The following is a 26020-nucleotide window of genomic DNA, read 5'->3' on the forward strand; positions in this document are numbered from 1 at the left end:
GCTTGTATTAAAAAAGTTTTAGATGCTCTTCGTTTCGCGTTACCCGCTCTCTGATTAGCCTTGCGGACTACCGCTCTAAAACCTGCTTGAAGTAAACAACAGCCATAGGTGGCAACTTAACGGTAATAGAGTGCTCCTGCCCATGGAACGGCTCCGGCGCCGTCTGTACCGGCTCTTGGTTATGCACGTTGCTGCCACCGAAGCGGTTGTCGTCGGAGTTGAAGATCTGCTCCCATTTTCCCGCGCGTGGAGCGCCTAACCGGTAGTGCTCGTGCAGCGCCGGGGTAAAGTTGCAAACCACCAGTATCTCCTCCTGCGGGTTGTCGCTCTTGCGCAGAAAGCTTATCACAGAGTTGTGCGCGTCGTTGTAATCCAGCCATTGAAAGCCTGCCGGGTCAAAGCTGTGTTGATACATGGCTGGCTCTGCCCTGTAAACGGTGTTCAGCTCGCGCAGCAGCTCTTGTATGCCCTGGTGCGGATGATACTGCAGCAAGTGCCAATCCAGGCTGCTGTCGTGGTTCCACTCGGTGCCCTGGGCAACGTCGGCGCCCATAAACAGTAGCTTTGCACCCGGGTGGGCATACATGTAGGCGTAAAGCGCGCGCAGGTTGGCAAAGCGCTGCCAATCGTCGCCCGGCATCTTGCCCAGCAAAGAGCCCTTGCCATGCACCACCTCATCGTGCGAGAGGGGCAGCATAAACCGCTCGGAGAAGGCATACACCAAACTAAAAGTGATTTCGCCCTGGTGGTAGCGGCGGTAGATCGGGTCTTTGGAGAAGTAGTCCAGGGTATCGTGCATCCACCCCATCATCCACTTCATGTTAAAGCCCAGGCCTCCGTCCTCCACTGGCCCCGTTACCTGCGGCCAAGCCGTCGACTCCTCGGCAATGGTCAGCACTTCCGGGAAGTTGTCGTGCACGGCGTGGTTAAACTCCTTCAGGAAAGAGATTGCCTCCAGGTTCTCGCGTCCTCCATGTTCGTTTGGTATCCATTCGCCCTCTTTGCGGCTATAATCCAGGTACAGCATCGAGGCCACGGCATCTACCCGCAGGCCGTCTACGTGGTATTTATCCAGCCAGAACAATGCATTGCTGATCAAAAAGGAGCGTATCTCGTTGCGCCCGTAGTTGAAGATATAGCTGTTCCAGTCGGGGTGGAAGCCTTTGCGCGGGTCGGCGTGCTCGAACAGGTGCGTACCGTCGAAATAAGCCAGACCGTGCTCGTCTGACGGGAAGTGCGATGGCACCCAGTCCATGATCACCCCGATGCCCTGCTGGTGCAACGAATCGATCAGGAACATAAGGTCCTGCGGAGAACCCAGCAGGCTGTGGGCAGCAAAGTACCCCGTGATCTGGTAGCCCCAGGATCCGCTGAACGGATGGTGCATCACAGGCATGAGTTCCACGTGGGTAAAACCCAGCTCCTTCACATACCTTGGCAGCTCCTCGGCCAGCTCGCGGTAAGTGAGCGGGCGGTTGTTATCCTCCGGCTTGCGGCGCCACGAACCCAGGTGCACCTCGTACACACTGTAGGGCTGCGGTTGCCCGGCTTTGTTCTTTCGCTCGTCAATCCAGGCCTGGTCCTGCCACTCATACTTCAGGTCGCTCACAATAGAGGCTGTTTGCGGCGGCACCTCACGGCAGAAGGCAAACGGGTCGCTCTTCTCCACATGGTACAGGTGATACTTCGATTTGATGTGGTACTTATACATCACACCCGCCTGCACGTCCGGGATAAAGCCTTCCCAGATACCAGAGCCATCGTGGCGCACATGCAGTTGGTGGCTCTCGCGGCTCCAGCCGTTAAATTCCCCCATAACCGACACCTGGTCGGCATTGGGGGCCCACACGGCAAAATAAGTACCCTGGCGTCCCTGCACCTCCAGGGGGTGTGAACCCAGCTTGAGGTAGAGGTTGTAGTGCCGCCCGGCCTTAAAGAGGTAAACATCAAAGTCAGTGAACAGGCTGGCATACCACACAGGCTGATCCGGCTGCTCATCGGGAACGATGACACCACCTCTCTCCCGTACATCCGTGGCGTGGGCCGCTGCACCATGGCCCTGTATCTTTGCCTTTACCACTTCCACAACGCCATCCTTGGCAGCCACCTCTACCGGTACCTCCTCCTCGGCGTCGGACTTTTTGCGCCTGCCGCCCTTTCGCGCCGGCTTAGCCTTCCCGGTTTCCGCAGCAGTAGCGGCCGCAGGCGCGCCCGATTCTGCCAAGGGCTTATCGGAAGCCTTTTTGCGGCCACGCTTAGCGGCCGGCTTCTCGACAGCCTCTGCCTTCGCTTCCTCAGCCGCCATAGGTTCCTGCCTCTTCCGGCGCGAAGCGGTCGGCTTCGTGGTTTTAGCGGGAGTTACCTTGTCTTTATCGTTGGTCTCGGGGTTCGTGCTTTCTTTTCTCTTAGCCATTCTTATACTTTTTCATGATGTACTTGATGCCTCTGATAGGGATGAGCACCCAATCCGGACGGTTATTCAGTTCATAGCCCAACTCATAGATCGCCTTCTCCAGCAGGAAGGTGTGGATGAGTGTTTCAAAGTCCTCTTCTTTTGCCGGCACAATGCCTGTTCCCATGGTTTTGCCCAGGTAAGCGTGCATGTAAAAGCCGCTGGCGTAGTGGTACCACTGTTCGGCCCAGGCCTCCAGGTAGTCCACATCCTCCTTACGCAGGCCTTCCTCCTGGAACAGCGCATTGTAGGCGGCGTAGTGGAACGAGCGGATCATGCCGGCCACATCGCGCAGGGCGGAGCGCTTGAGGCGGCGTTCGCTAAAGGAACGCGCCGGTTCACCCTCAAAGTCGATGATGTAAAAATCCTTGCCCGTGAACAGCACCTGCCCCAGGTGGTAGTCGCCGTGGGTGCGGATCTTCTCGGTGTCGATCTTATGGGCAAAGATCATTTTCAGGCGCTCCAGTATTTCGCCGCGCATCTGCAGCACTTCCTCGGCCTCCCCGCGCACGTGCTCCGGCAGGTTCGGCAGGTGCTTCTGCAGGCTGTCGAAGTTGCTGCGCACCAGTGAGGTAAGCGAAGAGTACAGCGAACGCTGGTAGTGTAGCGAGAAGTTCTCCGGGGTAAAGTCCTTGTTACTATTGATAGAGCCCAGCGCCAGGTGCATCTCCGCCGTGCGCTGGCCCAGCAGCTCCACGCGCTCCACGTGGGCACCGCCTATCTGCAGCTGTACCTCCTCCGGAATGTCTGAGAAAGGCAGCGGGCGAGACAGCGAACCCGTTACCGGGCCCAGCTTCATCCGCTCGGTCTGAGTTTGCAGGCGCTCGTACAGGCGCTTCAGCGAATCGCCGAAATAGTTCCAGGCATCGCCTTGGTTGGGCACCAGCTCCTGCAGCATCATCAGCACCATCGGCGGCTTGTTGCCCTCGTGTTGCTCCAGGGCCCCTAAAAAGCGCGGCACATGCTCAAAGCCAACCTGCTCGGTCAGCATCTGCACCACCTCCACATCAGGGTTCATGGTACGGTCCAGCTTACGGTACACCTTCATAAAGAGGGTGTTGTTGTAAATGATGGAGGTATTACTTTGCTCTGCCGACAGGATTTTGGAGGTAACGGGCCCCTCGGAACTGCGCAGCTCGGCATTCACACCCCGCTCACTGAAACCCACCAGCTCCGCCCCGTCGTGGCGCACCCGTTTGCGTTTTGCCATCAGTTGCAGCAGCATCTGGCGGAAGTCATCACTGTAGAGGGCGTCATAAAGAATACCTTCTTTGCTGTCTATGCTCACGCGGGCAATAACAGCGTTCGGGCTACTGTTTCGCAGCTCCTCCTCCTGCTCGCCTGTGGCAAAGGCGATGGGCAATTGGTAAAGCTCCGGAAGCCCCTCGTTATAGCTTACTTCCACAAACAACATGGCCGCCCCGCCCCGGCTCAACGGCATAGGAATGCTTTGGACCACCTGCATGCGCTGCATGGTGCGGGCCTTGCCCCCGAACCATCGGCGCTGCCAGATGTAGTTCGGCAGCACGCGGCTCTCCAACTGGCGCAGGGTGCGGGCGTCAAGCGGCTGCTTTAGGCTTCCCATCTGCATGGCCGGCCGCGCCTGGTCCTGCTCCGACTCCCGGCTAACCTCCTGCGGGCGCAGCTCCATCCAGTAGTAGCCGTGCCCGCCAATTGTGAACAGGTACGGCTCATCCTTGATGCCCGGAAACTTATTCTTGCTGAAAACCTCCACCGGCACATGGCCTCTGAACTCTTGCAGGTCCAGTTCCACAGCCTCCGGGAAGCGCGACAGGTTAGCGATCACAAGTATGGTTTCATCCTCGTACTGGCGCACAAAGGCCAGCACCTTGGAGTTGCTCGGGTTCAGGAATTTTATACTTCCGCGGCCAAAGGCCTTGTAGCGCTTGCGCATGTTGATGGTGCGGCGCATCCACCACAGCAACGAGTTGGCATTGTGGTTCTGCGTGTCCACGTTCACCGACTCATACTTGTACTCCGGGTCGATGATGACAGGCAAGTATAACTTTTGCGGGTTGGCATCGGAGAAACCGGCGTTGCGGTTATCGTTCCACTGCATAGGGGTGCGCACGCCATCGCGGTCGCCCAGGTAGTAGTTGTCACCCATGCCGATCTCGTCGCCATAGTATACCACCGGTGTGCCGCGCATCGAGAAGAGCAGCACGTTCATCAGCTCTATCTTGGCGCGGTCGTTGCCCAGCAGCGGGGCCAGGCGGTGGCGTATGCCCAGGTTAATGCGCGCCTGCGGGTCCTTGGTGTATACTTTGTACATGTAGTCGCGCTCCTCGTCGGTCACCATCTCCAGCGTCAGCTCGTCGTGGTTTCTGAGGAACATGGCCCATTGGCAGCTCTCGGGTATGGCGGGCGTCTGGTTAAAGATATCGATGATCGGGTAACGGTCCTCCATCTTCAGCGACATGAACAGGCGCGGCATGATTGGGAAATGGTAGTTCATGTGGCACTCGTCGCCGTTGCCAAAATAGGAGGCAGAGTCTTCCGGCCACATGTTCGCCTCAGCCAGCAGCAGCTTTCCGGTATACTTCTCATCCACGTGCGCGCGCAGCTTCTTCAGGAAATCGTGCGTTTCGGGCAGGTTCTCGCCGTTGGTGCCCTCCCGCTCAAACAGGTACGGCACAGCATCCAGGCGGAACCCGTCCACCCCCAGGTCGAACCAGTAGTCGAGCACCTTGAACACTTCCTTCTGCACGGCCGGGTTGTCATAGTTCAGGTCGGGCTGGTGCGAGAAGAAGCGGTGCCAGTAGTACTGCCCAGCCACCGGGTCCCAGCTCCAGTTGCTTGGCTCATAGTCGGTAAAGATGATGCGTACATCCTTGTACTTGTTCGGGTCGTCACTCCATACATACCAGTCCCGGTACTTAGAACCCTTCTTGGCGCGGCGCGCGCGCTGGAACCAGGGATGCTGGTCGGAGGTGTGGTTGATAACCAGCTCCGTGATCACCTTCAGGCCGCGTTTGTGTGCCTCCCGCACAAACGCCTTGAAATCCTGCATGTTACCGTAGTTGGGGTTAATGCTCAGGTAATCGGCAATGTCGTAACCGTCGTCGCGGAGGGGCGATGGGTAAAAGGGCAGCAGCCAAATGGCGGTTACACCTAAGTCTTCGAGGTAGTCCAGTTTCTGCATCAGCCCTTTAAAGTCGCCGATGCCATCGCCGTTGCCGTCTTTAAAAGCCTTTATGTGCAGCTCATATATGATGGCGTCTTTGTACCAGTGGATGTTGTCGTCAAGCTCGAATTTTTCGTCTGCCATGGTTGTGGTCTAAGGGTTCTTTTTATTCGTTGGTGCGGTGTTCGGATGGAAGCCAGTTATCGTCCAGGTGATCATGCCCCATGCCCGGGCTGGCCTCCTCTATGCGGAACACATGCACCGGCATCTCGTGCGGTCGCAGCTCCACATAGTTGAATTCGCCGGTCCAGGTGTACTTGCGCTCCGTGAGCAGGTCGTGCACCAGGTACTGCTTGTCGGCTGGCATTTTTAATCTCCAGAGCGGCACTTTCACCCAACCGCTTTGGGTGTGGTGCGGGTCCAGGTTTACTACTACGAAGATCTTATTCTTAAAGTCGCTGCTCCACTTGGCGTAGCTTAGGATGGCTTGGTTGTCACAGTCACCAAACTCTATATTCCAGGTGGTTTGCAGGGCCGGGTTCACCTTCCTGATCTTGTTGATGAGCGTGATCACCTCCCGAATCTTGGTCAGTTTGCCCCAGTCCCAGTGCTTTACCTCATACTTCTCGGAGTCGTAGTACTCCTCCTTGCCCGGCACCGGCTGGTTGATACCGAACTCATATACCGGCCCGTACAGCCCATAGTTCGAGGACAAGGTGGCGGCCATGACCACCCGCGTGATGTGGGCCGGCTCACCCCCATCCTGCAGCGCAAAAGGCAGGATATCCGGGGTGTTCGGCCAGAAGTTCGGTCGGAAGTATTCGCGCAGCTCGCTTTGCGTCAGCTGGGTCATGTACTCACGTATCTCTTCGGCTGTGTTGCGCCAGGTGTAGTAGGTATAAGACTGCGTGAAACCTATCTTGGCCAGGCGCTCCATAACGCGTGGGCGGGTAAAGGCCTCACTCAGGAAGATCACCTGCGGGTACTGCTTGTGAATGTCGGCGATCACCCATTCCCAGAAGGCAAAGGCCTTGGTGTGCGGATTGTCCACCCGGAACACAAACACGCCCTGCTCTATCCAGTGCAGCAGCACGCGGCGCAGCTCCCGCCACAGGTTCGGCCAGTCCTCCGTCTCAAAGTTTACCGGCAACACGTCCTGGTACTTTTTCGGGGGGTTCTCGGCATACTGCACGGTGCCGTCGGGGCGCCATTTAAACCAAGATGGGTGCTCCTTTACATACGGATGGTCCGGGGAGCACTGGATGGCAAAATCCAGGGCCACCTCAATGCCATGCTCCCGCGCCTGGTGCACAAACGTGCGGAAGTCATCGAGCGTGCCTAGCTCCGGAAGGATGGCGTCGTGCCCGCCCTCGGCTGCGCCGATGGCCCACGGAGAGCCCGGCTCGCCCGGCTCAGAGGTCACGGAGTTATTCTTGCCCTTGCGGAAAGCGCGGCCGATCGGGTGGATCGGCGGCAGGTAAATCGTGTCGAAGCCCATCTCTGCGATGCGCGGCAGCAGGCGGATACAATCCTGGAAGGTGCCATGGCGGCCGGCCTCTTGCGCGGCAGACCTTGGGAAGAACTCGTACCAGGCACTGAACAGCGCCTTTTGCCGCTCTACGTCCAGTTGCAATACTTTATCGTAGGTGGTCACGTTCTCCTTTTCGCAGCAGGCGTTCATCAGCTCACTGGCGTCATGGCCGGTGGCAAAGGCCACGTCTTCGGCATGGGAGTGGCTGTTTCGCAGCTGCTCCGCCCACTTGCGCAGGCGTTTCTGCTGGCCAGGCTTAGCTGCCTCGGCGGCGGCCTCCATCAGCTGGGCCCCGATCTGCAGCTCTACCGTCACATCCTGGTTGGCCTCAAACTTCTTCTTCAACCCCTTCTGCCAGCTATAAAAGTGGTCCACCCAACCTTCGATAGTATACTCATACCGCCCCATGGAGTCGGGTGTGAAGGAGGCCTGCCAGCGGTCATTGCCTAAAAACTCCATGGGCACGGACTCCCACTTTCTTCGGCGGGAGTGGCGGTAAATCAACCGGGCCTTCACCTCGTCGTGGCCATCGGCAAACACATCGGCGGTTACCACAATCTCCTCCCCCACCACGCGCTTGGCCGGGAACCTGCCACAGCTAATTTCGGGCTTTACATTCTCTATAACGACACGTTTAGTTCCTTCGAGCTGTTCCATTAAGCTTTGTTTATACTTTAACCGTTGTACGTACTTATCTGAGGTAAATATGTTTCGTTGAATATTACAGACGATGCCCTAACGCTCGTCAGCAGCCCTGGCAGTGCCGCCAAGACACTAAAAAACCGTTAGGATATACTCAAGCGTCTTCAAAACGCACAACCTAATCCCTGCAAAGTCAGTTAATACGTGCTGAGAAAATTCCCGTTTTTTATGGCAATACTGAGAGAGATAGGAGCACATTATTCTCCTGATAAGGAAGGAACCGTTTTTACCGTATGGGCACCCAAGGCTGAACAGGTGGACATTCTGCTGCACAAGCCCGAACCCATAAAAGTAACACTGCAGAGAGAAGCCATGGGATATTGGACCGCCCTGAGCGAGTTTGCCACCCCCGGCACCCGCTATACTATTTCACTGAACGGGGAGACGGAGCGTCCCGATCCGGCCTCACATTTCCAGCCCGATGGCGTGCATGAGGCCTCGGCGGTGGTAGACCATCACTCCTTTTCCTGGACTGATAAGAATTGGAAGAACCTTCCACAGCACCAATACATCATCTACGAGCTGCATGTGGGCACCTTTACCCCGGAAGGCACTTTCGAGGCGATCATCGACCGTTTGCCGGAGCTAAAGGAATTGGGGATCACGGCCATTGAACTGATGCCGGTGGCGCAGTTCCCCGGCAGCCGCAACTGGGGCTACGACGGCGTGCTGCCCTTTGCCGTGCAGAACTCCTACGGCGGCCCCGAGGGGCTGAAGAAGCTGGTGAACGCCTGCCATGAGCAGGAGCTGGCTGTGGTGCTGGACGTGGTGTACAACCACATGGGCCCCGAGGGAAACTACCTCAACGACTTCGGCCCCTACTTTACCGACAAGTATAAAACGCCCTGGGGCTCGGCCCTCAACTTCGACGACAACCACTCCGACGCGGTGCGTAACTACTTTGTCCAAAACGCCCTCATGTGGCTGCGCGACTACCACATTGATGCCTTGCGCCTGGATGCGGTGCACGTCATTTACGATATGGGCGCAAAGCACTTCCTGCAGGAGCTACAGGAGCATGTACAGGAGCTGGAGGAACAGGTAGGCCGCGACTTTATACTTATCGCTGAGAGCGACCTGAACGACGTGCGCCTGATAAACCCGATGGAGCGCGGCGGCTATGGCCTGGAAGCCCAGTGGAGCGACGATTTCCACCACGTGATCCACGCTATGGTGACCGGGGAGCAGGAAGGCTACTACATCGGCTTCGGTAAGCCCGAGCAGCTGGCCAAGGTAATGGAGCGCGCTTTTGTCTACGACGGGCTGTACTCGGAGCACCGCCACCGCACCTTCGGCAGCAGCACCGAGCACAACCGCGCTGAGCAGTTTATAGTCTGCTCCCAGAACCATGACCAGGTGGGCAACCGGATGCTGGGCGAGCGCCTGTCGGACCTGGTGGATTTTGAGACGCTGAAGGTGGCGGCCGGGTTGGTGATACTTTCGCCCTACCTGCCCATGCTGTTTATGGGCGAGGAGTATGGCGAGAAGAACCCATTCCTGTACTTTGTGAGCCACGGCGATAAAGACCTGATAGAGGCGGTGCGCAAGGGCCGCCGCGAAGAGTTCAAGGCCTTTGCCTGGCAGGGCGAGGCGCCCGACCCGCAGAGCGAGGACACCTTCAACCGCTCTAAACTAAGCCGAAGCTATACTTCCGACACACAGCAGAACCAGCTGCGCGAGTTCTACAGGCGCCTGATACAACTGCGCAAAAGCTCCCCTGCCCTCTCCAGGCCGGACAAGGATAAAATATCGGCCCGAATGGATACGCAGGACATGGTGCTGCACTTGATGCACCAGACAAAAGAACCAAACCTGTACTGCCTCTTTAACCTGAGCGACTCGGAGCAAAACATAAAGCTGTCCCCTGCGCTGGAGACTTCCGGCAATTGGAAAGCCATACTTCACTCCGCCTCCGAAGAGTGGGGCGGTGCCGGAGCAGCGCTGCCAGAGCAGTTAGAGCAGAAGGCGGAGGTAAGCCTGCCCGCAAAATCGGTTCTTATACTTCAACAACAGCAGTAGCGCAATGAATAAGTATATCTGCATACACGGCCACTTTTACCAGCCCCCCCGCGAGAACCCTTGGCTCAACGAGGTGGAGCTGCAGGAGTCGGCGGCCCCTTACCACGACTGGAACGAACGCATCTCCGACGAGTGCTACGCCCGTAACTCTGCCTCGCGCATCCTCAATGGCAGTGGCAGCATCATTGACATTATCAACAACTATAGCTACATCAGCTTTAACTTTGGCCCCACGCTGCTGGAGTGGATGGAGAAGAAGGACCCGGAAACGTACCAGGCCATACTGGATGCCGATAAGCAAAGCATGAGGCGCTTCTCCGGGCATGGTTCGGCGTTGGCGCAGGTGTATAACCACATCATCATGCCGCTGGCCAACGAGCGCGACAAGCACACGCAGGTGATCTGGGGCATCTATGATTTTAAGAAGCGCTTTGGCCGCGACCCCGAAGGCATGTGGCTGGCCGAAACCGCCGCCGATGTGCCCACGCTGGAGGTGCTGGCGGAGCACGGCATCAAATTCACCATTCTCTCGCCCTACCAGGCCAAGGCGTTCCGCAAGATCGGCGATAAGGAGTGGACAAGTGCCGAGGGAGCCAAGGTTAACCCGCGCCGCCCCTACCTCTGCAAGCTTCCTTCGGGCAAAAGCATTGCGTTGTTTTTCTACGATGGCCCAGTGTCACAGGGAATCGCTTTTGAGGGCCTGCTGGAGCGGGGCGAAGACTTTGCCCACCGCCTGAGCAGTACGTTCGATGATAACAGCAAAGAGCCCCAGCTCATGCACATCGCCACCGACGGTGAAACCTATGGCCATCACCACCGGTTCGGGGAAATGGCGCTTTCTTACGCGCTGGATCACATTCAGGAAGAGAACCTGGCCCAGATAACCGTGTATGGGGAGTACCTGGAAAAGCACCCTCCCAAGTATGAGGCCCAAATTATTGAGCCCAGCTCGTGGAGCTGCGCCCACGGCGTGGAACGCTGGCGCAGCAACTGCGGCTGCAACACCGGGGGGCACCCCACCTGGAACCAGGAGTGGCGCAAGCCTGTACGGGAGGCCTTCGACTGGCTGCGCGACCAGCTGTCGCCGCTCTACGAGCAGGAGCTGCAGAAATTCGGCGCTGACCCATGGGCTACCCGCAACGATTACATCCAGGTGATCATGGACCGCTCAGAGGAGAATGTGCGCCAGTTCATCAAAAGCCACACAAACAGAGAGCTGACGCCTGAGGAGCAGGTGCGCTTTCTGAAGCTGATGGAGATGCAGTACCACGCCCTGCTTATTTACACCAGCTGCGGGTGGTTTTTTGATGAGGTAACCGGCATTGAAACGGTGCAGGACATTTTGTACGCCGCGCGTGCCTTGCAGCTGGCCCAGGATCTTTTCAGCCGCGATCTGGAGCCGGAGTTTCTTAAGTTCCTGAAAGAGGCGAAGAGCAACTACAGGGAGCGGGGCGATGCGGCGGAGGCGTACCTGCGCACGGTGAAGCCCACTATGATAGACCTGCTGCGCGTAGGGGCACACTACGCAGTGGCGTCGCTGTTCCAAAATTTTACCGAGGTGCTGGAGCTCTACAGCTATACCGCCTCCTCCGAAGCCTATGAGTACATCCAGGCAGGCCGCCAGAAGCTGGCCGTGGGCAGGGCCAAGATCAAGAGCCGGGTGACGTGGGAGGAGATTACCGTTACCTACAGCGTGCTGCACCTGGGCGACCACCAGCTTTTTGGCGGCGTGCGCGAGTTCATGAGCCAGAAAGAGTATGAGCGGCTGCTGCAGGAGCTCAGGAGCGCCTTTGACCGGGGGTACGTTAGCGAGGTGATCATGCTGCTCGACAAGCACTTCGAGTCACACAACTACTCGTTCTGGCACCTGTTCAAGGATGATCAGAAAAAGATACTGGACCAGGTGCTGGCCCAGACCATGGAGAACCTGGAGAACGATTTCCAGCAGCTCTACGACAACAACTACTCCCTGATCTCCGCCATCCAGACCATAGGCATGCAGATGCCGCGCCCACTGCAAACCACCGTGGATTACATCGTGAACACGCGCCTGTTGCACGAGTTTGAGTCGGAGGCCCCCAGCCCGCAGGAGATAAAACGCCTGCTGGAGGAGGTGCGCCGTATGAACGTGACCCTGAACTACGAGGACCTGGAGTTTGCCCTGACCCAGCGCGTGGACCTGCTCATGAAAAAGGTACAGGAGAACCCGCGCGACGCCGCCACCATGGACTTGCTGATAGAGCTGCTGGAGGTGGTAAACGGCTCTAAGCTGGAGAGCGACTATTGGCAGGCCCAGAACATCGCCTTTCGGATGCAGCAGGATGGGTACCTGGACCTGAAGCAGCGTGGCGAGCAGGGCGACCAGGAGGCAGCCACCTGGGCGCAGAAGTTTGAAAAACTTTACGAGAACCTCAACTTGAACGTGTAACCATGACCTATATACCATCCGCCACTTACCGTGTGCAGACTTCGCCAAAGTTCCGGCTCAGCGACATCAAACAGCTAATCCCTTACCTGCACGACCTGGGCGTCAGCACGGTTTACTCTGCCCCTTTTTTCTGCGCCCGCCCCGGCAGTGAGCACGGCTACGACGTAACCGCCCCCTACGACATCAACCCAGAGGTGGGCACGCAGAAGGAGCTGCAGGAGATAGCGCTGGAGCTGAAGCGCCGGAACATGGGATGGCTGCAGGACATTGTGCCTAACCACATGGCCTTCCACCCCGACAACGTGTGGCTGATGGATGTGCTGGAGAAAGGGCCGCAGTCGCACTTCTATACGTTCTTCGATATCGATTTTCATCATTCCGATTTTAGCGGGCAGGTGATGGTGCCGTTTCTGGGGGATCCGCTGGAGAAAGTGCTGGTACAGAACCAGTTGGAGCTGAAGCTGAGCGAGAAAGGCATTACGCTGAATTATTACGATAATGTGTATCCAATCAGTGTTTCAAGCTACCGCACCTTGCTGGAGGAGGCGCTGCAGGTATCGGGCAACCCGGAGGTAACGCCGCTGGCGGAGCAATGCCTTAAAGAGCTTATGCTGCACGAGCGTGAGGAAAGTATAAACCCGGCGGCCTGGGGCAATTTTAAGAAGAAGATTTATCGATCAGAAACGCTGCGGCAGGCGCTGGAGCAGGTGCTGCAAAGTATAAACGGCAAAGAAAAGAAGCTGCGGAAGCTGCTGCAGAAACAGCATTTTATACTTTGCCATTGGCAGGAAACAGAGAAGCAGATCAACTACCGCCGCTTCTTCACCGTGAACGACCTGATCTGCCTGCGCATGGAGCACCCCGAGGTGTTTGAGCAGTACCACCAGTTCATCAAAATGCTGTGTGACCAGGAGCTGGTGCAGGGCCTGCGCGTAGACCATGTGGACGGTCTCTTCGACCCCGCCACTTACCTGAAGCGCCTGCGCCAGCTGGCGGGGCCGGAGCAGTACCTGGTGGTGGAGAAGATTCTGGAAGGCGAAGAGCACCTGCCCGAGAACTGGCCCATTCAGGGCAACAGCGGCTACGATTTCCTGGCCTGGGTGAGCAACCTCTATACTTCCGGCAAGGCGCGTGCGCAAATAACGCAAGTCTACAGCCGCCTGGTTGCTGACGCCGCCACAGACTACGAGCAGCTGGTGTTCGATAAGAAAATGTTCATCCTGACCAACTATATGCAGGGCGAGCTGGAGAACCTGCTGCGCCTGCTGCAGGAGCGGCAGCTCGTACCACTGGAGCCGGAGGAGCAATGGCGACAGGCGCTGGCGGTGCTGCTAGCCGCTTGGCCGGTGTACTGCATCTACAGCAACGACCTGCCCATATCCAAAGAAGAGATGAAAGTGGTGGACAAGGCCTTTGAGGAGGCACACAAACAGGCCCCGGATCTGAAGGAACAGCTGCAGCAACTGCAAATGCTTTTTATACTTGAGCCGGAGGATACTGAACAGCGAAAGCACCACAAGCTATATTTTGTGATGCGCAGCCAGCAATTCACGGGCCCGTTGGCGGCAAAAGGCGTGGAGGACACCACCTTCTACAACTATAACCGCCTCATCTCGCTCAACGAGGTGGGCAACAGTCCGGACATTTTCCACCTGGAGCCGCAGGACTTCCACGCACGCATGCAATACCGCCAGCGCACCTATCCGCACTCCCTGAACGCCACCGCCACCCACGACACCAAGCGCGGTGAGGACGCCCGCCTGCGCCTGAACGTGCTCACTGAGCTGGCCGACGAATGGGAGCAAAAGGCACGGCAATGGATGGAGATCACGAGAACGTATACTTCCGAACCCGTGGAGAACGACTTATACTTCCTGCTGCAGACGCTGCTGGGTGTGATGCCGCTAAACGGGGAGGTAGACGAGACGCTGGTGAAGCGGGTGCAGGATTACCTGGAGAAGGCTCTGCGCGAGGCCAAGAACAAAACAGACTGGTCGGCGCCGAACGAGCAGTACGAGCAAGCCATGAAAGAGCTGGTGCAGCAGCTGCTGGGACAGGACGACGATTTCATGCATTCCTTCCAACCATTTTTCCTGAAAGTAGCCCATTACGGCTGGCTATACTCGCTTGGCCAGACGCTGCTCAAAATTACCTGCCCCGGTGTGCCGGATGTGTACCAAGGCTCCGAGTTGTGGGACCTGAGCCTGGTAGACCCCGATAACCGCCGCCCGGTGGATTACGACCTGCGCCGCCGCTATCTGCAGGAGCTGCAGCAGGCCGGGGAGCACAGTGAAGCGAAGCTGCATGAGGAGCTGTTGCATCACCCTGAAGACGGTAAAGTAAAATTATACGTGCTGCACAAGGCCCTCACCACCCGCCGCGAGCTGCAAACGCTGTTCGATAAGGGGGAGTATGTGCCGCTGCAGGTGCAGGGACCGAGGCAGGCGCATGTGCTGTCTTTTGCCCGCCACCACCAGGGGCAGTGGGCACTGGTGGTCGTGCCGCTGCTGTTGGCAAGCCTGGTGGATAGCCACGGCCAGCCGCTAGGCCAGGAAGTATGGCAGGATACAAGCATCATCTTGCCCGGCAATGCGCCGCAGGCATGGCAGCATGCGCTGGGCGGAGGCACCGTGAACGCAGCCAAGACCCTGCCCGTAGCAGAAGTACTTAAAACGTTCCCGGTTGCACTCTTAACCGCCGGCTCGTAGTTGCTCGTTGATCGTTATTAGATATTTGTTTCTCAGCTTTCTAACCTCCTAACCGTCTAACTCCTAAACGCCCAAACTCTCTAACTCAAGTATGATCGTACCAAAACGCAGCGCAGGCATCCTGCTTCACATCACCTCCCTCCCCTCCCGCTTCGGTATCGGCGACCTGGGGCCGGAGGCTTATACTTTTGCAGATCAACTACAGCAGGCGGGGCAACGCTACTGGCAAATTTTGCCCCTAAACCCTACCGAGGTCAGCTATGGCAACTCGCCCTACAGCAGCCACTCGGCCTTTGCCGGGAACCCGCTGCTCATCAGCCCTGAGGAGTTGGTGCACGATGGCCTGCTCCGCAGCAAGGACCTGCAGCACAACGAAAAGTTTAATGATGCCCGCGTGGAGTTTGAGAAGGTAACCAAGTATAAACGGAAGCTGCTGCGCAAAGCCTACCAGAACTTTAGCGAGGAACTGCCCGATGTGCTGTGGAAGGAGTTTACCAGGTTTCAGAAAGAGCACAGGTTATGGCTGCAGGATTACGCACAGTTTGTGGCTTTTAAGCAGCACTTTAAAAACAAGAACTGGACGGAGTGGCCAGAGGAGATAAAGCGACGCGACAAGCAGGCCGTAGAGCAACTGGCCAAAGAACTGAGCGAGCAGGTTGAGTATGAGATGTTCCTTCAGTTCCTGTTTTACCGCCAGTGGCAGCGGCTGAAAGACTACTGCCAAAGCAAGGGCATCCTCTTTTTCGGGGACATGCCTTTTTACGTGAGCCACGACAGCGCCGACGTTTGGAGCAACCCCGACATTTTTAAGCTGGACAAAGACGGCAAACCGACAGCCGTATCAGGCGTGCCGCCGGATTATTTCAGTGAAACCGGCCAACTCTGGGGCACGCCAGTTTTTGACTGGCAAGCGCTGAAAGAACAGGACTTTGAGTGGTGGCTGCACCGCATTGAGCACAACCTGCAGCTGTTCGGTCTGCTCCGCCTCGACCATTTCAGGGCCTTCTCGGCCTACTGGGAGGTACCTGCCGGCGAGGATACTGCCATTAATGGCAAGTGGGTGAAAACGCCCGGCGCACCGCTCCTTAAGCTGGTGCAGCAACAGTTTAAGGAGTTGCCGATCGTGGCCGAGGATTTGGGCGAGATAGACCAGCCGGTGCGCGACCTGATGGAGAAGTTCAAGCTGCCGGGCATGCGCGTGCTCTTGTTTGCCTTCGGGGAGGATTTGCCGCAAAGCCTGTATGCGCCGCACAACCATACCCAGAATAGCATCGTGTACACTGGCACACACGATAACAACACCGTGCGCGGCTGGTACGACAAAGATGCCTCCCGGGCCGACAAGAGCCGCCTGCGCGCCTACAGCACCCACCGCGTAAACCAAGGCAATGTCCATAGCATCCTAAACTGGCTGGCCTACAGCTCCGTCTCACAACTGGCCGTGCTGCCTATGCAGGACGTGCTGGGTTTGGGCCACGAGCATATCATGAACAGGCCATCCACCGGCAACGGCAACTGGGAGTGGCGCCTGCAGCCCCGGCAGTTCACCGAGGCCCATATTCAGGAGTTAAGAGACATGGCCACCCGCTACGGCCGGTGGCAGGAGCCCGAAACAAAGGATAAGAGTAAGCAGTAAGTATGGCTAAAGCTGCTCCTCTCGTACTGTGATAACCACCTGACCAAACCAGCCAGCATTATGCCAACAACACAGCAAGCTACCCACACTTTAACTGCAAGTAGGGCAAAAATTCTCTGGACGTTTATCGCAGTACTGCTGCTGGGCTACATCTTGTTTATACTTCCGAACCTCTTTTTCGGGATAACAGGGATAAACGGGGGGCTGCAAGGTATAAACCTGCTGTTCATGGCGCTCTTCCAACTCGTAACAGTTACGGGTTTGGTATACCTTGCCTTGAGGTACTTGGGCGTTGGCATGTGGTTTATCGGCCTAACCAGCCGAAATTGGGTAAAAGATGCTATGTTGGGGGTAGCCGTAGCCCTCCTGTGGGCGCTTGTGCAGTTCACGCTCCTGATCCCGAATACTGGCGGTGCTGCACGTGCTGACGTAAAGATGATGCTGGATATGATGGACGGAAGCTTTGCAGGCATGGCGTCATTCATCATTTTAGGTGTGGTTGGCGGCGGAATCACGGAAGAGATCTTTAACCGGGGCTTCTTTATCAACACCCTCCGCGAAACTTTTCGCAACAAGGCAGCAGGCACCGCCATAGCCGCCCTGCTGTCTGTACTTGTTTTCTCCCTTGGCCACCTCCCCTCCGACTGGATAGGCTGGCTAGATATCCTGCTTCCTACCGTAGCATATACCCTGCTGTTCCTGTATACAGGCCGTCTGACAGCCTCTATGGTAGCACATAGCCTCTGGAATGCAGTTGCTATACTTCTAGCATACTGGCTATATTACTAACCAAAGGAAAGCCCCTAAAGAAAGAGATTTTTGTATTGATTTCTCTGGTGTTGTACTTTGCTTAAGTACTATGTTTAGTAAGGAAATTATGGTAATTTAACTCCAGATATAGTGCAGATAAGCGTATGTTCACGTTTATCTACTAGTTAGCAACAATTCCAATCACATGCATCACAGATTAGAGTCAATAAGATCAAATACGATTTTGTTCACGGTCGAATTAGTCAAGAAGTCTCTTTCGGACTGGCTAGTGGATGAAATAATTGAGATGGACAAGGAGTATGAAAACAATCCGATTCTAAGGACTGAACTTAATACTAATCAAGCATTCAATCAACTAAAGGAGTTTATAAACAGGGAAATAAAACAACGGGATAGTGGACTCTTTGAAAGTTGCATTGAGGAGCTAAGGGAAGTAAAGGATGATTTGAAGTGGTTAAAGTCTGAGGACGGAAGATTTATTCTAAAACTGGAGGACTGGGTGCATGGAGTTAGAAATAAACTAGAGAGCGAAGGGTGGAACAGAGTATTCGTTGGAAGAAGCTTAATAGACCCAAAGCAGTTGAACGTCGGTGGTTTAGTAAAGGACGAAATTGAATCTAATAAGATAAAGGCTAAAATAGAACAATGGGCGCCTCCTGTACCTCCTCAATACTATCTTGAAATTGAGTAAAAGAACGGTTGCTAACCCGGCGTATAAGCCATACTTCGGCTACGCCTCATCCGCCTTCTACACAATCCGTTGGCGTACATTTAAACTATAGAATGCGCAAAAGATTGAAAAGAAAATAAAATAGAGATAATGGGGCTTTTACTCGGAATAATATTGCCGTTTCTCTTAATCATGCTTCCTGTCATTATCTTGATAGCAATCGGCAGGAAAAAGAATAAAATAGGGCGAGTAAAGTTTGGCTTGGCTATTTTAGGCTGCTCCTTGTTAGGTTTTGTTGTTCCTATACTTGCGACTTACCTTTCAGCAAAAGGACTCATGTATAACTTCGGACCCGATGACCCCAAATGTGTGATAGGAGCTGGTGTATTTTTGTTCGGTGGTTACCTGATTAATGTGATTGGACTACCGATTACAGGAATAGCTCTTTTCCCATCGAAACATTAAAGTGTAGTATAAGCCTATAAAATAAAAACCCACCGCCAACAAGGTATAAAAGCCATACTTCGGCTACGCCTCGTTCGCCTTTTATACAAGCCGTTGCTAGTAGTTAAGTATATCATCAACAACCAAGCTTTGATCCATGCTGCTTAGAAAAGCAACCTTAGAAGACTCACCATTTATTGCTACCTATTTGTTGCTAGCAATGGAGGATATTGTTTATAAATTTATTGGTGTTCAGGATTACTCAAAAGCAAAGGACTTTTTATGCTATTTCATAGAAAAAGAGAATAACCAATACTCCTATCAAAATTGTTTGGTTGCTGAGGATGAGAATGAGCTTATTGCCGCTGTTAATCTTTACGACGGTGCAAAATTGAAGGAGTTGCGGGAGCCTGTAATACACTATTTAAGATCTAAACTTGGCAGGGATTTTAACCCCGAAGATGAAACGCAACCAGGAGAATTTTACATTGATGCCTTAGGAGTAGCCCCGCATCAACAGGGGAAAGGTGTCGGCTCTAAGGTGCTACAGTTTTTGATAAATAAGTATGTAGTTCACCATCAACTGACGTTAGGCTTACTCGTAGATGAAGAAAATCCTTCTGCAAAAAAGCTATACTTAAAAATGGGATTCAAACCTGCCGGAAAGAAGGTTTTGATGGGGAAGAGTATGGAACATCTTCAGATAAAAGATTAACTAGCAAGCAACTACAGTACTACACGTTGCGCCAAACAGCGCTTGGTATAACGGCGGGTAAAGTACTTCGAATGAATAAACTTACAGAGCTATACTTAGATTCTTTGCTGAAAAGGTAGTCCTGTAGTAGCACCACCAAGCTAGCCCCAGCCCGGTCACCGGCCATTGAATTGAATTTCACACCTAAAGCTTTACCCTAAATTCTATAAAATGGCATCAGAAACGAACAGAAGCGAGAGCAGTTTGAGTGTAGGCAGACCAAGCCCCTTCGCACAGACATTCTTTCATGGGACAAAAGCCGACCTCAGGATCGGCGACTTTGTAGAAGCAGGGCGCAGCTCAAACTATGGGAAAAACCGTAGCGCGAAATACCTTTATCTGACAGCCACCCTGGATGCTGCCATCTGGGGTGCCGAACTTGCCTTAGGCGAAGGACGAGAGAGAATTTATCTGGTAGAGCCAACCGGCCCCATCGAGGATGATCCCAATCTTACAAATAAAAAGTTCCCAGGTAATCCTACCATGTCTTTCCGCTCCAAGAGCCCATGCAGGGTTGTTGGCGAGGTAACCAACTGGCAAGGCCACGCAGCAGAGCAGGTAGAGGCGATGAAAGCCGGGTTGGCAAAACTCAAAGAACAGGGTATTGAGGCAACAGAGGATTGATAGGGTTATAGCGGGCCTTTAGCAATATCCCATATCACCCTGTAAAAGAACAGGAACTAGGAATGCAGCTAAGAGCAAAAAGTAAAACAGTTTATGCTCTTAGCTGCTTTTATCTTCGTAACTTACCTGAGCATCAAACCAGTAAATGTTTCAGCAATCCCCTCCAAACTAAATCTCCATGGACAAAATCAAAAAATCAGACATCAAGCAGGAAGTATTTGCCCTGTACGATGACTACGCGCACAGCCGCATCAACAGGCGCGATTTTGTGCAGAAGCTCTCCGTTTATGCCGTAGGTGGCCTTACCGTGAGCGCCCTGATGAGTTTCCTGATGCCTGATTACCAGGGTGCTATTCAGGTGGAGGCAGGTAATCCCCGCATCAAGTCAGAGTACATCTATTACCAGTCGCCGAAAGGTGGCGGTAAGATAAAGGCGCTGCTGTCGATGCCTGCAAGCGGTAAGAAGAAATTGGGCGGCATTGTGGTGGTGCATGAAAACCGGGGGCTTAACCCGCACATCGAGGATGTGGCCCGGAGAGCCGCCCTGGCTGGCTTTATCTCCATTGCTCCGGATGCCCTCACACCGCTGGGCGGCTACCCCGGCAACGACGATGCTGGCCGCGAGCTGCAGAGCAAGCGCGACAGAAATGAGATGCTGGAAGATTTCATAGCCGCTTACGATTACCTGAGAGATTCCAAAAACTGCAACGGAAAGGTAGGCGTGGTGGGTTTCTGCTTCGGCGGGTGGATCTCCAACATGATGGCCGTGCGTATTCCCGGCCTGGCGGCTGCCGTTCCGTTTTACGGAGGCCAGGCACCTACCGAGGATGTTCCGAAAATACAGGCTCCGCTGCTGCTGCACTATGCCGAGCACGATGAGCGCGTAAATGCTGGCTGGCCAGAATATGAAAAAGCACTGAAGGAGCATGGAAAGGAATATACAGCCTATCTATACCCTAACACCAACCACGGCTTCCATAACGATACCACCCCGCGCTACGACGAGGAGGCAGCAGCATTGGCCTGGAGCCGCACTGTTGATTTCTTTAAGGAGAAACTACAGTAACCTGCTGTTGCAGCAGACTTTATACTTTACCCAAAAGAAACGCCCCGGCTGGTATACATAAGACAATACCAGCCGGGGCGTTTTGCATTCAGCTTATAAAGCAAGGCCCGGCTATACTTTACGGCCACCCTAATCTGCTTTCCTCCTGTTTGTTATCTCTTGGCAAAAGCTTATATTAGTACCATAGCACGGTAGCAGAAGGCGCCGCAGATCCACCTTTAAAACCCAAAACTATGGCACAGCAAAGCACCCAGATCGCCCTTGGCTCCCGGGCCTATAACTTCGCCCTTTTAGATACGGTTTCTGATCAGATCGTGACGCTGCAGGATGTGGTCTCTACCAAGGCCACTGTGGTAATGTTTATCTGCAACCATTGCCCTTACGTGAGGCACATTTTGCCTGAGCTGGTGCAGCTAGCGGATGCCTACAAAAATCAAGGCGTGAGCTTTGTCGCTATCAATGCCAACGATGCCACCCTATCGCCGCAGGACGGCCCGCAGCAGATGAAGGAGCTAGCCAAAGACATGCAGTTTCCCTTCCCCTACCTCTACGACCAGACCCAGCAGGTAGCCCGCACCTACCACGCCGAGTGCACCCCCGAGTTCTATGTTTACGATGGCAGCATGCACCTGGCCTACCACGGGCAGTTTGACGGCTCGCGGCCGAAAAGCGGCGTTCCCGTTACAGGCAGCGACCTGAGCCAGGCACTGGACGCTCTGCTCACCGGGCAACCGGTTTCCGAGCAGCAGCAGCCCGGTATAGGGTGCGGCATAAAGTGGCGAACGCTTAGCCCTGCGTAGGCGGCACCTCCAGCTTCTTCTCGTTCACTAGCTCGGTCATCGCTGTCACATGGTCCAGGTAATGCGAGGTGTAGGCATCGTCGGCTGCGTGAATGTACATGGCAGTACCACCCTTCACCGTACCTATAATCTCTTCGTGGTCTTCCATGGGGATGGCAGGGCAACCAAGGCTGCGGCCCAGTCTGCCTGCCTGTTTGATAAAGGCCTCGGAAGCGTACTCAGCCCCGTGCATCACAATATAGCGCTCCTTCGCGTTGGTATTAAAGCCGTCATCGAGCCCGTTCAGTTTTAGCGACAGGCCGTGTTTGCCATGGTAGGTGCTCTCCGTCACGTAAAACCCAATACTGCTCATAAACGACTTGTTGTCGTTAGAGAACTCCGTGGCGAACTCGTTTCCTGAGTTGCGGCCATGCGACACATAAGTGTTATACACCAGCTCCTTTTTCTCCACATCCACCACCCATAGTCGCTTCTCGTTCGATGACTTCGTAAAATCTATGATGGTGATGTAGGGCTTACCCGACACCTCATTGTTGTGGCGCATGTTAAAGTAGCCGGTAAGGGCCTTGTTAAAGACCTCGAACCGTAGCCCCGTCTCCTGCAACCCCATGTTACTGTAGAGGTTAAAGGCCACCTGGTTAAAGCGCATCAGCTTGATGTTTGTCATCTTACGCTTTAGGGTGGCAGCATTGATGTTTGGCGTGGCAGCACCCTGGTTTACCGGGGTGGCCAGAGGCGTTAGTATGAGCGGCGCAAAGAGCGGCAAAAGCTTGCGGCTCAGTTTACGGCGCATGTATCTCCATCTCGGCTTTCTCATCTCTCCATAATTTTATACTTTCTGATTTTACGGGCAGGAGCTGACACGGTTTAGGACAAAGGGCTTGCTACAAAGCATAAACTACTGTAAAACAAGAGCATCATCTTCCCAAAACTCAATGCTTTTACAGTATAGAGGCACCATTTTTGCCTTGTTTGGTGTTAAAAGAGTCCTGAGAAACACATCATTTATGCCAATAAAACAGAACCGCTGTACCAGCTTACTTTTATTCGTTTTTATACTTCTGCTGCTGGCCAGCTGTAGCCAACAGCAAACTTTGCGCGGCGTGTTTAAGAGCCAGACACCCCACGAGCAATATGCCGCAAAACTGAAAGATGCTAACCTGCACGAGACTGCCCTGGGCCAGCAGTGGCTGCAGGCTAGCGAACAGGCCCTGCAGGACTCGATCACCGTTACCCTGCCTTTTAAGGAAACGGGTTACTTTGCAGCCGACAAACCGCGTGCCTTAGGCTACCGCATACCCGCCCAGCGTGGCCAGCGCCTGGTCGTGAACCTGGAGGTGCAGGCACGGGAGCAGCTGCAGGTGTTTATGGATTTGTTTGAAACTGAAGATGGTAAGCCCAGTCATGTTGCCGCCGCTGATACCAGTGCCACTGCCTTTGCCTACGAGGTGAAAGAGGACCAGCCATACCTACTACGGGTGCAGCCGGAACTGTTGCGCAGCGGGCAGTACACTATTACGATACAAGCAGAGCCTACACTTGCTTTTCCGGTGACGGGCAAAAGCAGCCGGAACATTGCCAGCATCTGGGGCGATCCGCGCGATGCCGGTGCGCGCAGCCACGAGGGCATTGATGTGTTTGCCAAACGTGGCACACCTGCCGTTGCCGCTACCGACGGGGTTGTGCGCCAGGTTACCTCCACACCCCGTGGGGGTAAGGTTGTCTGGCTCACCGACCTTAACCGCAGGCAAAGTTTATACTATGCCCACCTAGACAGCCAGCTGGTGCTGGAGGGACAGCGCGTAAAAGCAGGCGACACATTGGGGTTGATCGGCAACACCGGCAATGCCCGCACCACCGCCCCGCACCTGCATTTTGGCATTTACCGCTACGGCCAGGGCGCTACAAACCCGTACCCTTACGTGCACCAATCTGCTGCTTCGGTGCCTGCTGTAAAGATAAACGGTGAATTGGTGGGCCATTGGGTGCGGGTAAGCAGCCGGAACGCTAACGTGCGGCTGCAGCCAAACACTAAGTCAGGTATTTACCGCTCATTGCCACAGCACACGCCCCTACAGGTGACCGGCGGCGCCTCCAGTTGGTATCGCGTAGCCTTGCCCAATGGCAATGAGGCTTACATTGCCAGCAGTGTAGTGGAGCCCACCACCAAACCGGTAAAGTATGAAAAGCTAGCCTCTGATACGAACCTGCTGGACCAGGCACACCCTCTGGCCGCAGCTAAAGCCAGCTTGCCTGCCGGTACCAGTATTGCTGTACTTGGCAGCTATCAGGGGTTTGTCCTGGTACAGAATGGAGCCGGGGAGTTAGGCTGGATCAATGCGCAGCTGACAGTGAGTGCGAAGTAGGCGCTGCTGGTGCGCTTTCTCTTCTTTTGCAGTTCCTGTTGTTTAGAACCTCTTGGGTCGGAACAGTTCCGCACTAAAAGCAGGTTTGGAGGGATAAGCACGGTTAAGTAGGGAAAATCAGCAGTACCGGGTCCAACCACCCCTACCCCTCCTTGACTAAGAAGGGGAGCCTGTCATTGCTGCTGCTAAAGCATGAATTTCATAGCTGCTAGAGTAGCGTCAACAAAAGCATAAACCACCCCTCAGAGCTACGCTCGTTAGCTCAAAACTCGCGTTTTGGCTAGTCCAGAGGAGGGGAATCAGTGAACGATTATCATCCTCCTGCTACCTTCCAAAGGGAACAATACAGAATGCCGAGGCTATCGAACTGTTCCCAGTCCTTGGGTTGAGCGCCTTGTGAGATCCGGTGCCGCGTGAGCGGCAGCGCCCTGGCGCAGGAGGGAACACAGCGCGATGCCCGAGGACGAGGCCTCCCGGCCTGGAGAGAGCCAAAGCCAGAGGTGAGACGAGCAGGTTGTAAAGCCAGGGATGAACAGCAGCTAGTAAGGACAGCTTGGTTCGGATTGCAGGAAGCAGTTGCAATAGGGAATTATAGCCAAAGTATAAAGTATGGCTTTTCAAGCCACTCGGATTTCAAATCCGAGGTTGTAGAAAGGCACGGGTTGCAAACCCGCACCAGCAGGGGGAAAAGACAGCGACCAAAGTATAACGGCACAAGCGGACGCTTGCGCCAGAGAAAGTCAGCAGAAGTATAAATTATAACCAAAGCAAGTATGATTTTTTAAGCCACTCGAATTACAGATCCGAGAGTATAACACGGCACGGGTTGCAAACCCGCGCCAGCGCGGAAGAGGCACAACCAGAGCTATTCCTCAGAAAAACATAACCCATCACTTTCTTCCCATCCATACCCACACAGTGCCTGATAATTCCTATATTTACACTACAGACGTAAACTAAACCCCTATTGCCTTTGAAGTTAGCTGCCATTGACATCGGATCGAACGCGGTGAGATGCCAGATCTCCAGCGTGCTGAACCAGAGCGGGAGAGTGTTCTTTAAGAAAGTGGAGTACGTACGCTATGCCATACGCTTTGGCGAAGATGTGTTCAACACCGGCTACATCAGCGATCCGAAGATTGGGAAATTCGTAAAGCTGCTCCAGGCTTTCCAACTGCTGATCGACGTGCATGACGTAGACCATTACATGATCTGCGCCACCTCCGCTATGCGCAATGCCTACAACGCTCCCGAAATTGTTGAGCGTGTAAAGCAGGAGTTAGACATGGATATACAGGTGATAGACGGTGAGTCGGAGGCAGAGCTTATCAACAAGGTAATCTACAATTTCCTGGATGAGCAGCGCAACTACCTGCATATAGATGTGGGCGGGGGCAGCACCGAGTTTAATATTTACGTGAACCGGGAGAAGGTAGCTTCGCAGTCGTTCGAGCAGGGCTCTATACGGCACATGCACGGCCGCGACTCTGAGGAACTCTGGAACCAGATGCGCCTTTGGATAGAGGCAAACGCTAAAAAGTACAGCCTCTCGCGGGCCATAGGTACGGGTGGCAACATCAACAAGATTTTTGAGATAGCCGGTAAAACACCAGGCAAGCCTATTTACCGTAAGCAGATCGAGGAAGTGGCCACTTACATTGCCAGTCTCAGCATGGAGCAGCGCATTACGGACCTGCTCCTGAACCCCGACCGTGCCGACGTGATTGTGCCTGCCTCCGAAATATACCTCTCGGCCATGAAGTGGGCCAAGCTGGAAAGTATGATTGTGCCCGCCGTCGGCCTGAAAGACGGTATGCTGCACGCCCTCTACGAGCGTTACCACCCGGAACGCTTCGTCATCACCAGCATCAGCTAGTCATTTATCAGTTATCAATACAAAAACC

At 54.7% G+C, this 26020-nt stretch carries 17 protein-coding genes; 13 read left to right on the plus strand and 4 right to left on the minus strand.

The genetic code is table 11. The features are described from left to right. Nucleotides 1-67: 67 nt before the first annotated feature. The 3 genes from glgB to PXG97_RS04850 are packed head-to-tail and all read right to left on the minus strand — an operon-like array spanning nucleotide 68 to nucleotide 7785. Nucleotides 68-2413 (minus strand): 1,4-alpha-glucan branching protein GlgB, encoded by a 2346-nt coding sequence (gene glgB / locus PXG97_RS04840; RefSeq protein ID WP_276496586.1) that lies wholly within the window; start codon nucleotides 2411-2413, stop codon nucleotides 68-70. Further along, a complete protein-coding gene (gene treS, locus PXG97_RS04845) occupies nucleotides 2406-5741 on the minus strand; it encodes a maltose alpha-D-glucosyltransferase (protein WP_276496587.1) in 3336 nt (1111 codons plus the stop codon). Before treS ends, glgB begins: the two co-directional genes overlap by 8 nt. A gap of 22 nt (nucleotides 5742-5763) precedes the next feature. Next, nucleotides 5764-7785 carry an alpha-1,4-glucan--maltose-1-phosphate maltosyltransferase gene (locus PXG97_RS04850; protein ID WP_276496588.1) on the minus strand — a complete coding sequence of 674 codons (2022 nt, stop codon included), beginning with the start codon at nucleotides 7783-7785 and terminating at the stop codon, nucleotides 5764-5766. Between the two features lie 213 nt (nucleotides 7786-7998). Here PXG97_RS04850 and treZ point away from each other — a divergent pair, with 213 nt between their 5' ends. The 11 genes from treZ (at nucleotide 7999) to PXG97_RS04905 (ending at nucleotide 21750) form a co-directional block, all read left to right on the plus strand. Further along, nucleotides 7999-9849 carry a malto-oligosyltrehalose trehalohydrolase gene (gene treZ / locus PXG97_RS04855; protein ID WP_276496589.1) on the plus strand — a complete coding sequence of 617 codons (1851 nt, stop codon included), beginning with the start codon at nucleotides 7999-8001 and terminating at the stop codon, nucleotides 9847-9849. Between the two features lie 4 nt (nucleotides 9850-9853). After that, nucleotides 9854-12277 carry a DUF3536 domain-containing protein gene (locus PXG97_RS04860; protein WP_276496590.1) on the plus strand — a complete coding sequence of 808 codons (2424 nt, stop codon included), beginning with the start codon at nucleotides 9854-9856 and terminating at the stop codon, nucleotides 12275-12277. Between the two features lie 2 nt (nucleotides 12278-12279). Next, nucleotides 12280-14985, plus strand: a complete 2706-nt coding sequence (treY, locus tag PXG97_RS04865; protein WP_276496591.1) for a malto-oligosyltrehalose synthase — start codon at nucleotides 12280-12282, stop codon at nucleotides 14983-14985. A 91-nt stretch (nucleotides 14986-15076) separates the two neighbouring features. Further along, nucleotides 15077-16621: a 4-alpha-glucanotransferase gene (gene malQ / locus PXG97_RS04870; protein ID WP_276496592.1), complete on the plus strand. Its 1545-nt coding sequence runs from the start codon at nucleotides 15077-15079 to the stop codon at nucleotides 16619-16621. 60 nt (nucleotides 16622-16681) lie between these two features. Further along, nucleotides 16682-17410, plus strand: coding sequence for a CPBP family intramembrane glutamic endopeptidase (locus PXG97_RS04875; protein ID WP_276496593.1), 729 nt, complete (start codon nucleotides 16682-16684; stop codon nucleotides 17408-17410). 166 nt (nucleotides 17411-17576) lie between these two features. Continuing rightward, the gene (locus PXG97_RS04880) at nucleotides 17577-18083 is read left to right on the plus strand and encodes a hypothetical protein (protein ID WP_276496594.1); all 507 of its coding nucleotides are present in this window, start codon (nucleotides 17577-17579) and stop codon (nucleotides 18081-18083) included. A 129-nt stretch (nucleotides 18084-18212) separates the two neighbouring features. Further along, the gene (locus PXG97_RS04885) at nucleotides 18213-18527 is read left to right on the plus strand and encodes a hypothetical protein (protein ID WP_276496595.1); all 315 of its coding nucleotides are present in this window, start codon (nucleotides 18213-18215) and stop codon (nucleotides 18525-18527) included. A gap of 136 nt (nucleotides 18528-18663) precedes the next feature. After that, the gene (locus PXG97_RS04890; RefSeq protein ID WP_276496596.1) at nucleotides 18664-19221 is read left to right on the plus strand and encodes a GNAT family N-acetyltransferase; all 558 of its coding nucleotides are present in this window, start codon (nucleotides 18664-18666) and stop codon (nucleotides 19219-19221) included. 210 nt (nucleotides 19222-19431) lie between these two features. Continuing rightward, entirely contained in the window at nucleotides 19432-19884 is a 453-nt protein-coding gene (gene arr / locus PXG97_RS04895; protein ID WP_276496597.1) for an NAD(+)--rifampin ADP-ribosyltransferase, read from the plus strand. A gap of 178 nt (nucleotides 19885-20062) precedes the next feature. Next, nucleotides 20063-20950 carry a dienelactone hydrolase family protein gene (locus PXG97_RS04900; RefSeq protein WP_276496598.1) on the plus strand — a complete coding sequence of 296 codons (888 nt, stop codon included), beginning with the start codon at nucleotides 20063-20065 and terminating at the stop codon, nucleotides 20948-20950. A gap of 233 nt (nucleotides 20951-21183) precedes the next feature. Then, nucleotides 21184-21750: a thioredoxin family protein gene (locus PXG97_RS04905; protein WP_276496599.1), complete on the plus strand. Its 567-nt coding sequence runs from the start codon at nucleotides 21184-21186 to the stop codon at nucleotides 21748-21750. Here the strand turns inward: PXG97_RS04905 and PXG97_RS04910 are convergent. Further along, complete coding sequence (locus PXG97_RS04910; RefSeq protein WP_276496600.1) at nucleotides 21737-22567, minus strand: murein L,D-transpeptidase catalytic domain family protein; 831 nt, start codon at nucleotides 22565-22567, stop codon at nucleotides 21737-21739. The genes PXG97_RS04905 and PXG97_RS04910 overlap by 14 nt on opposite strands. A 190-nt stretch (nucleotides 22568-22757) precedes the next feature. Between PXG97_RS04910 and PXG97_RS04915 the strand changes: the two genes are divergently transcribed. Then, complete coding sequence (locus tag PXG97_RS04915; protein ID WP_276496601.1) at nucleotides 22758-24116, plus strand: M23 family metallopeptidase; 1359 nt, start codon at nucleotides 22758-22760, stop codon at nucleotides 24114-24116. A 973-nt stretch (nucleotides 24117-25089) separates the two neighbouring features. Further along, nucleotides 25090-25992 (plus strand): Ppx/GppA phosphatase family protein, encoded by a 903-nt coding sequence (locus tag PXG97_RS04920; protein ID WP_276496602.1) that lies wholly within the window; start codon nucleotides 25090-25092, stop codon nucleotides 25990-25992. Nucleotides 25993-26020 lie beyond the last annotated feature (28 nt).

This window comes from Pontibacter litorisediminis (assembly GCF_029360645.1).
GTDB classification, from domain to species: Bacteria; Bacteroidota; Bacteroidia; order Cytophagales; family Hymenobacteraceae; genus Pontibacter; species Pontibacter litorisediminis.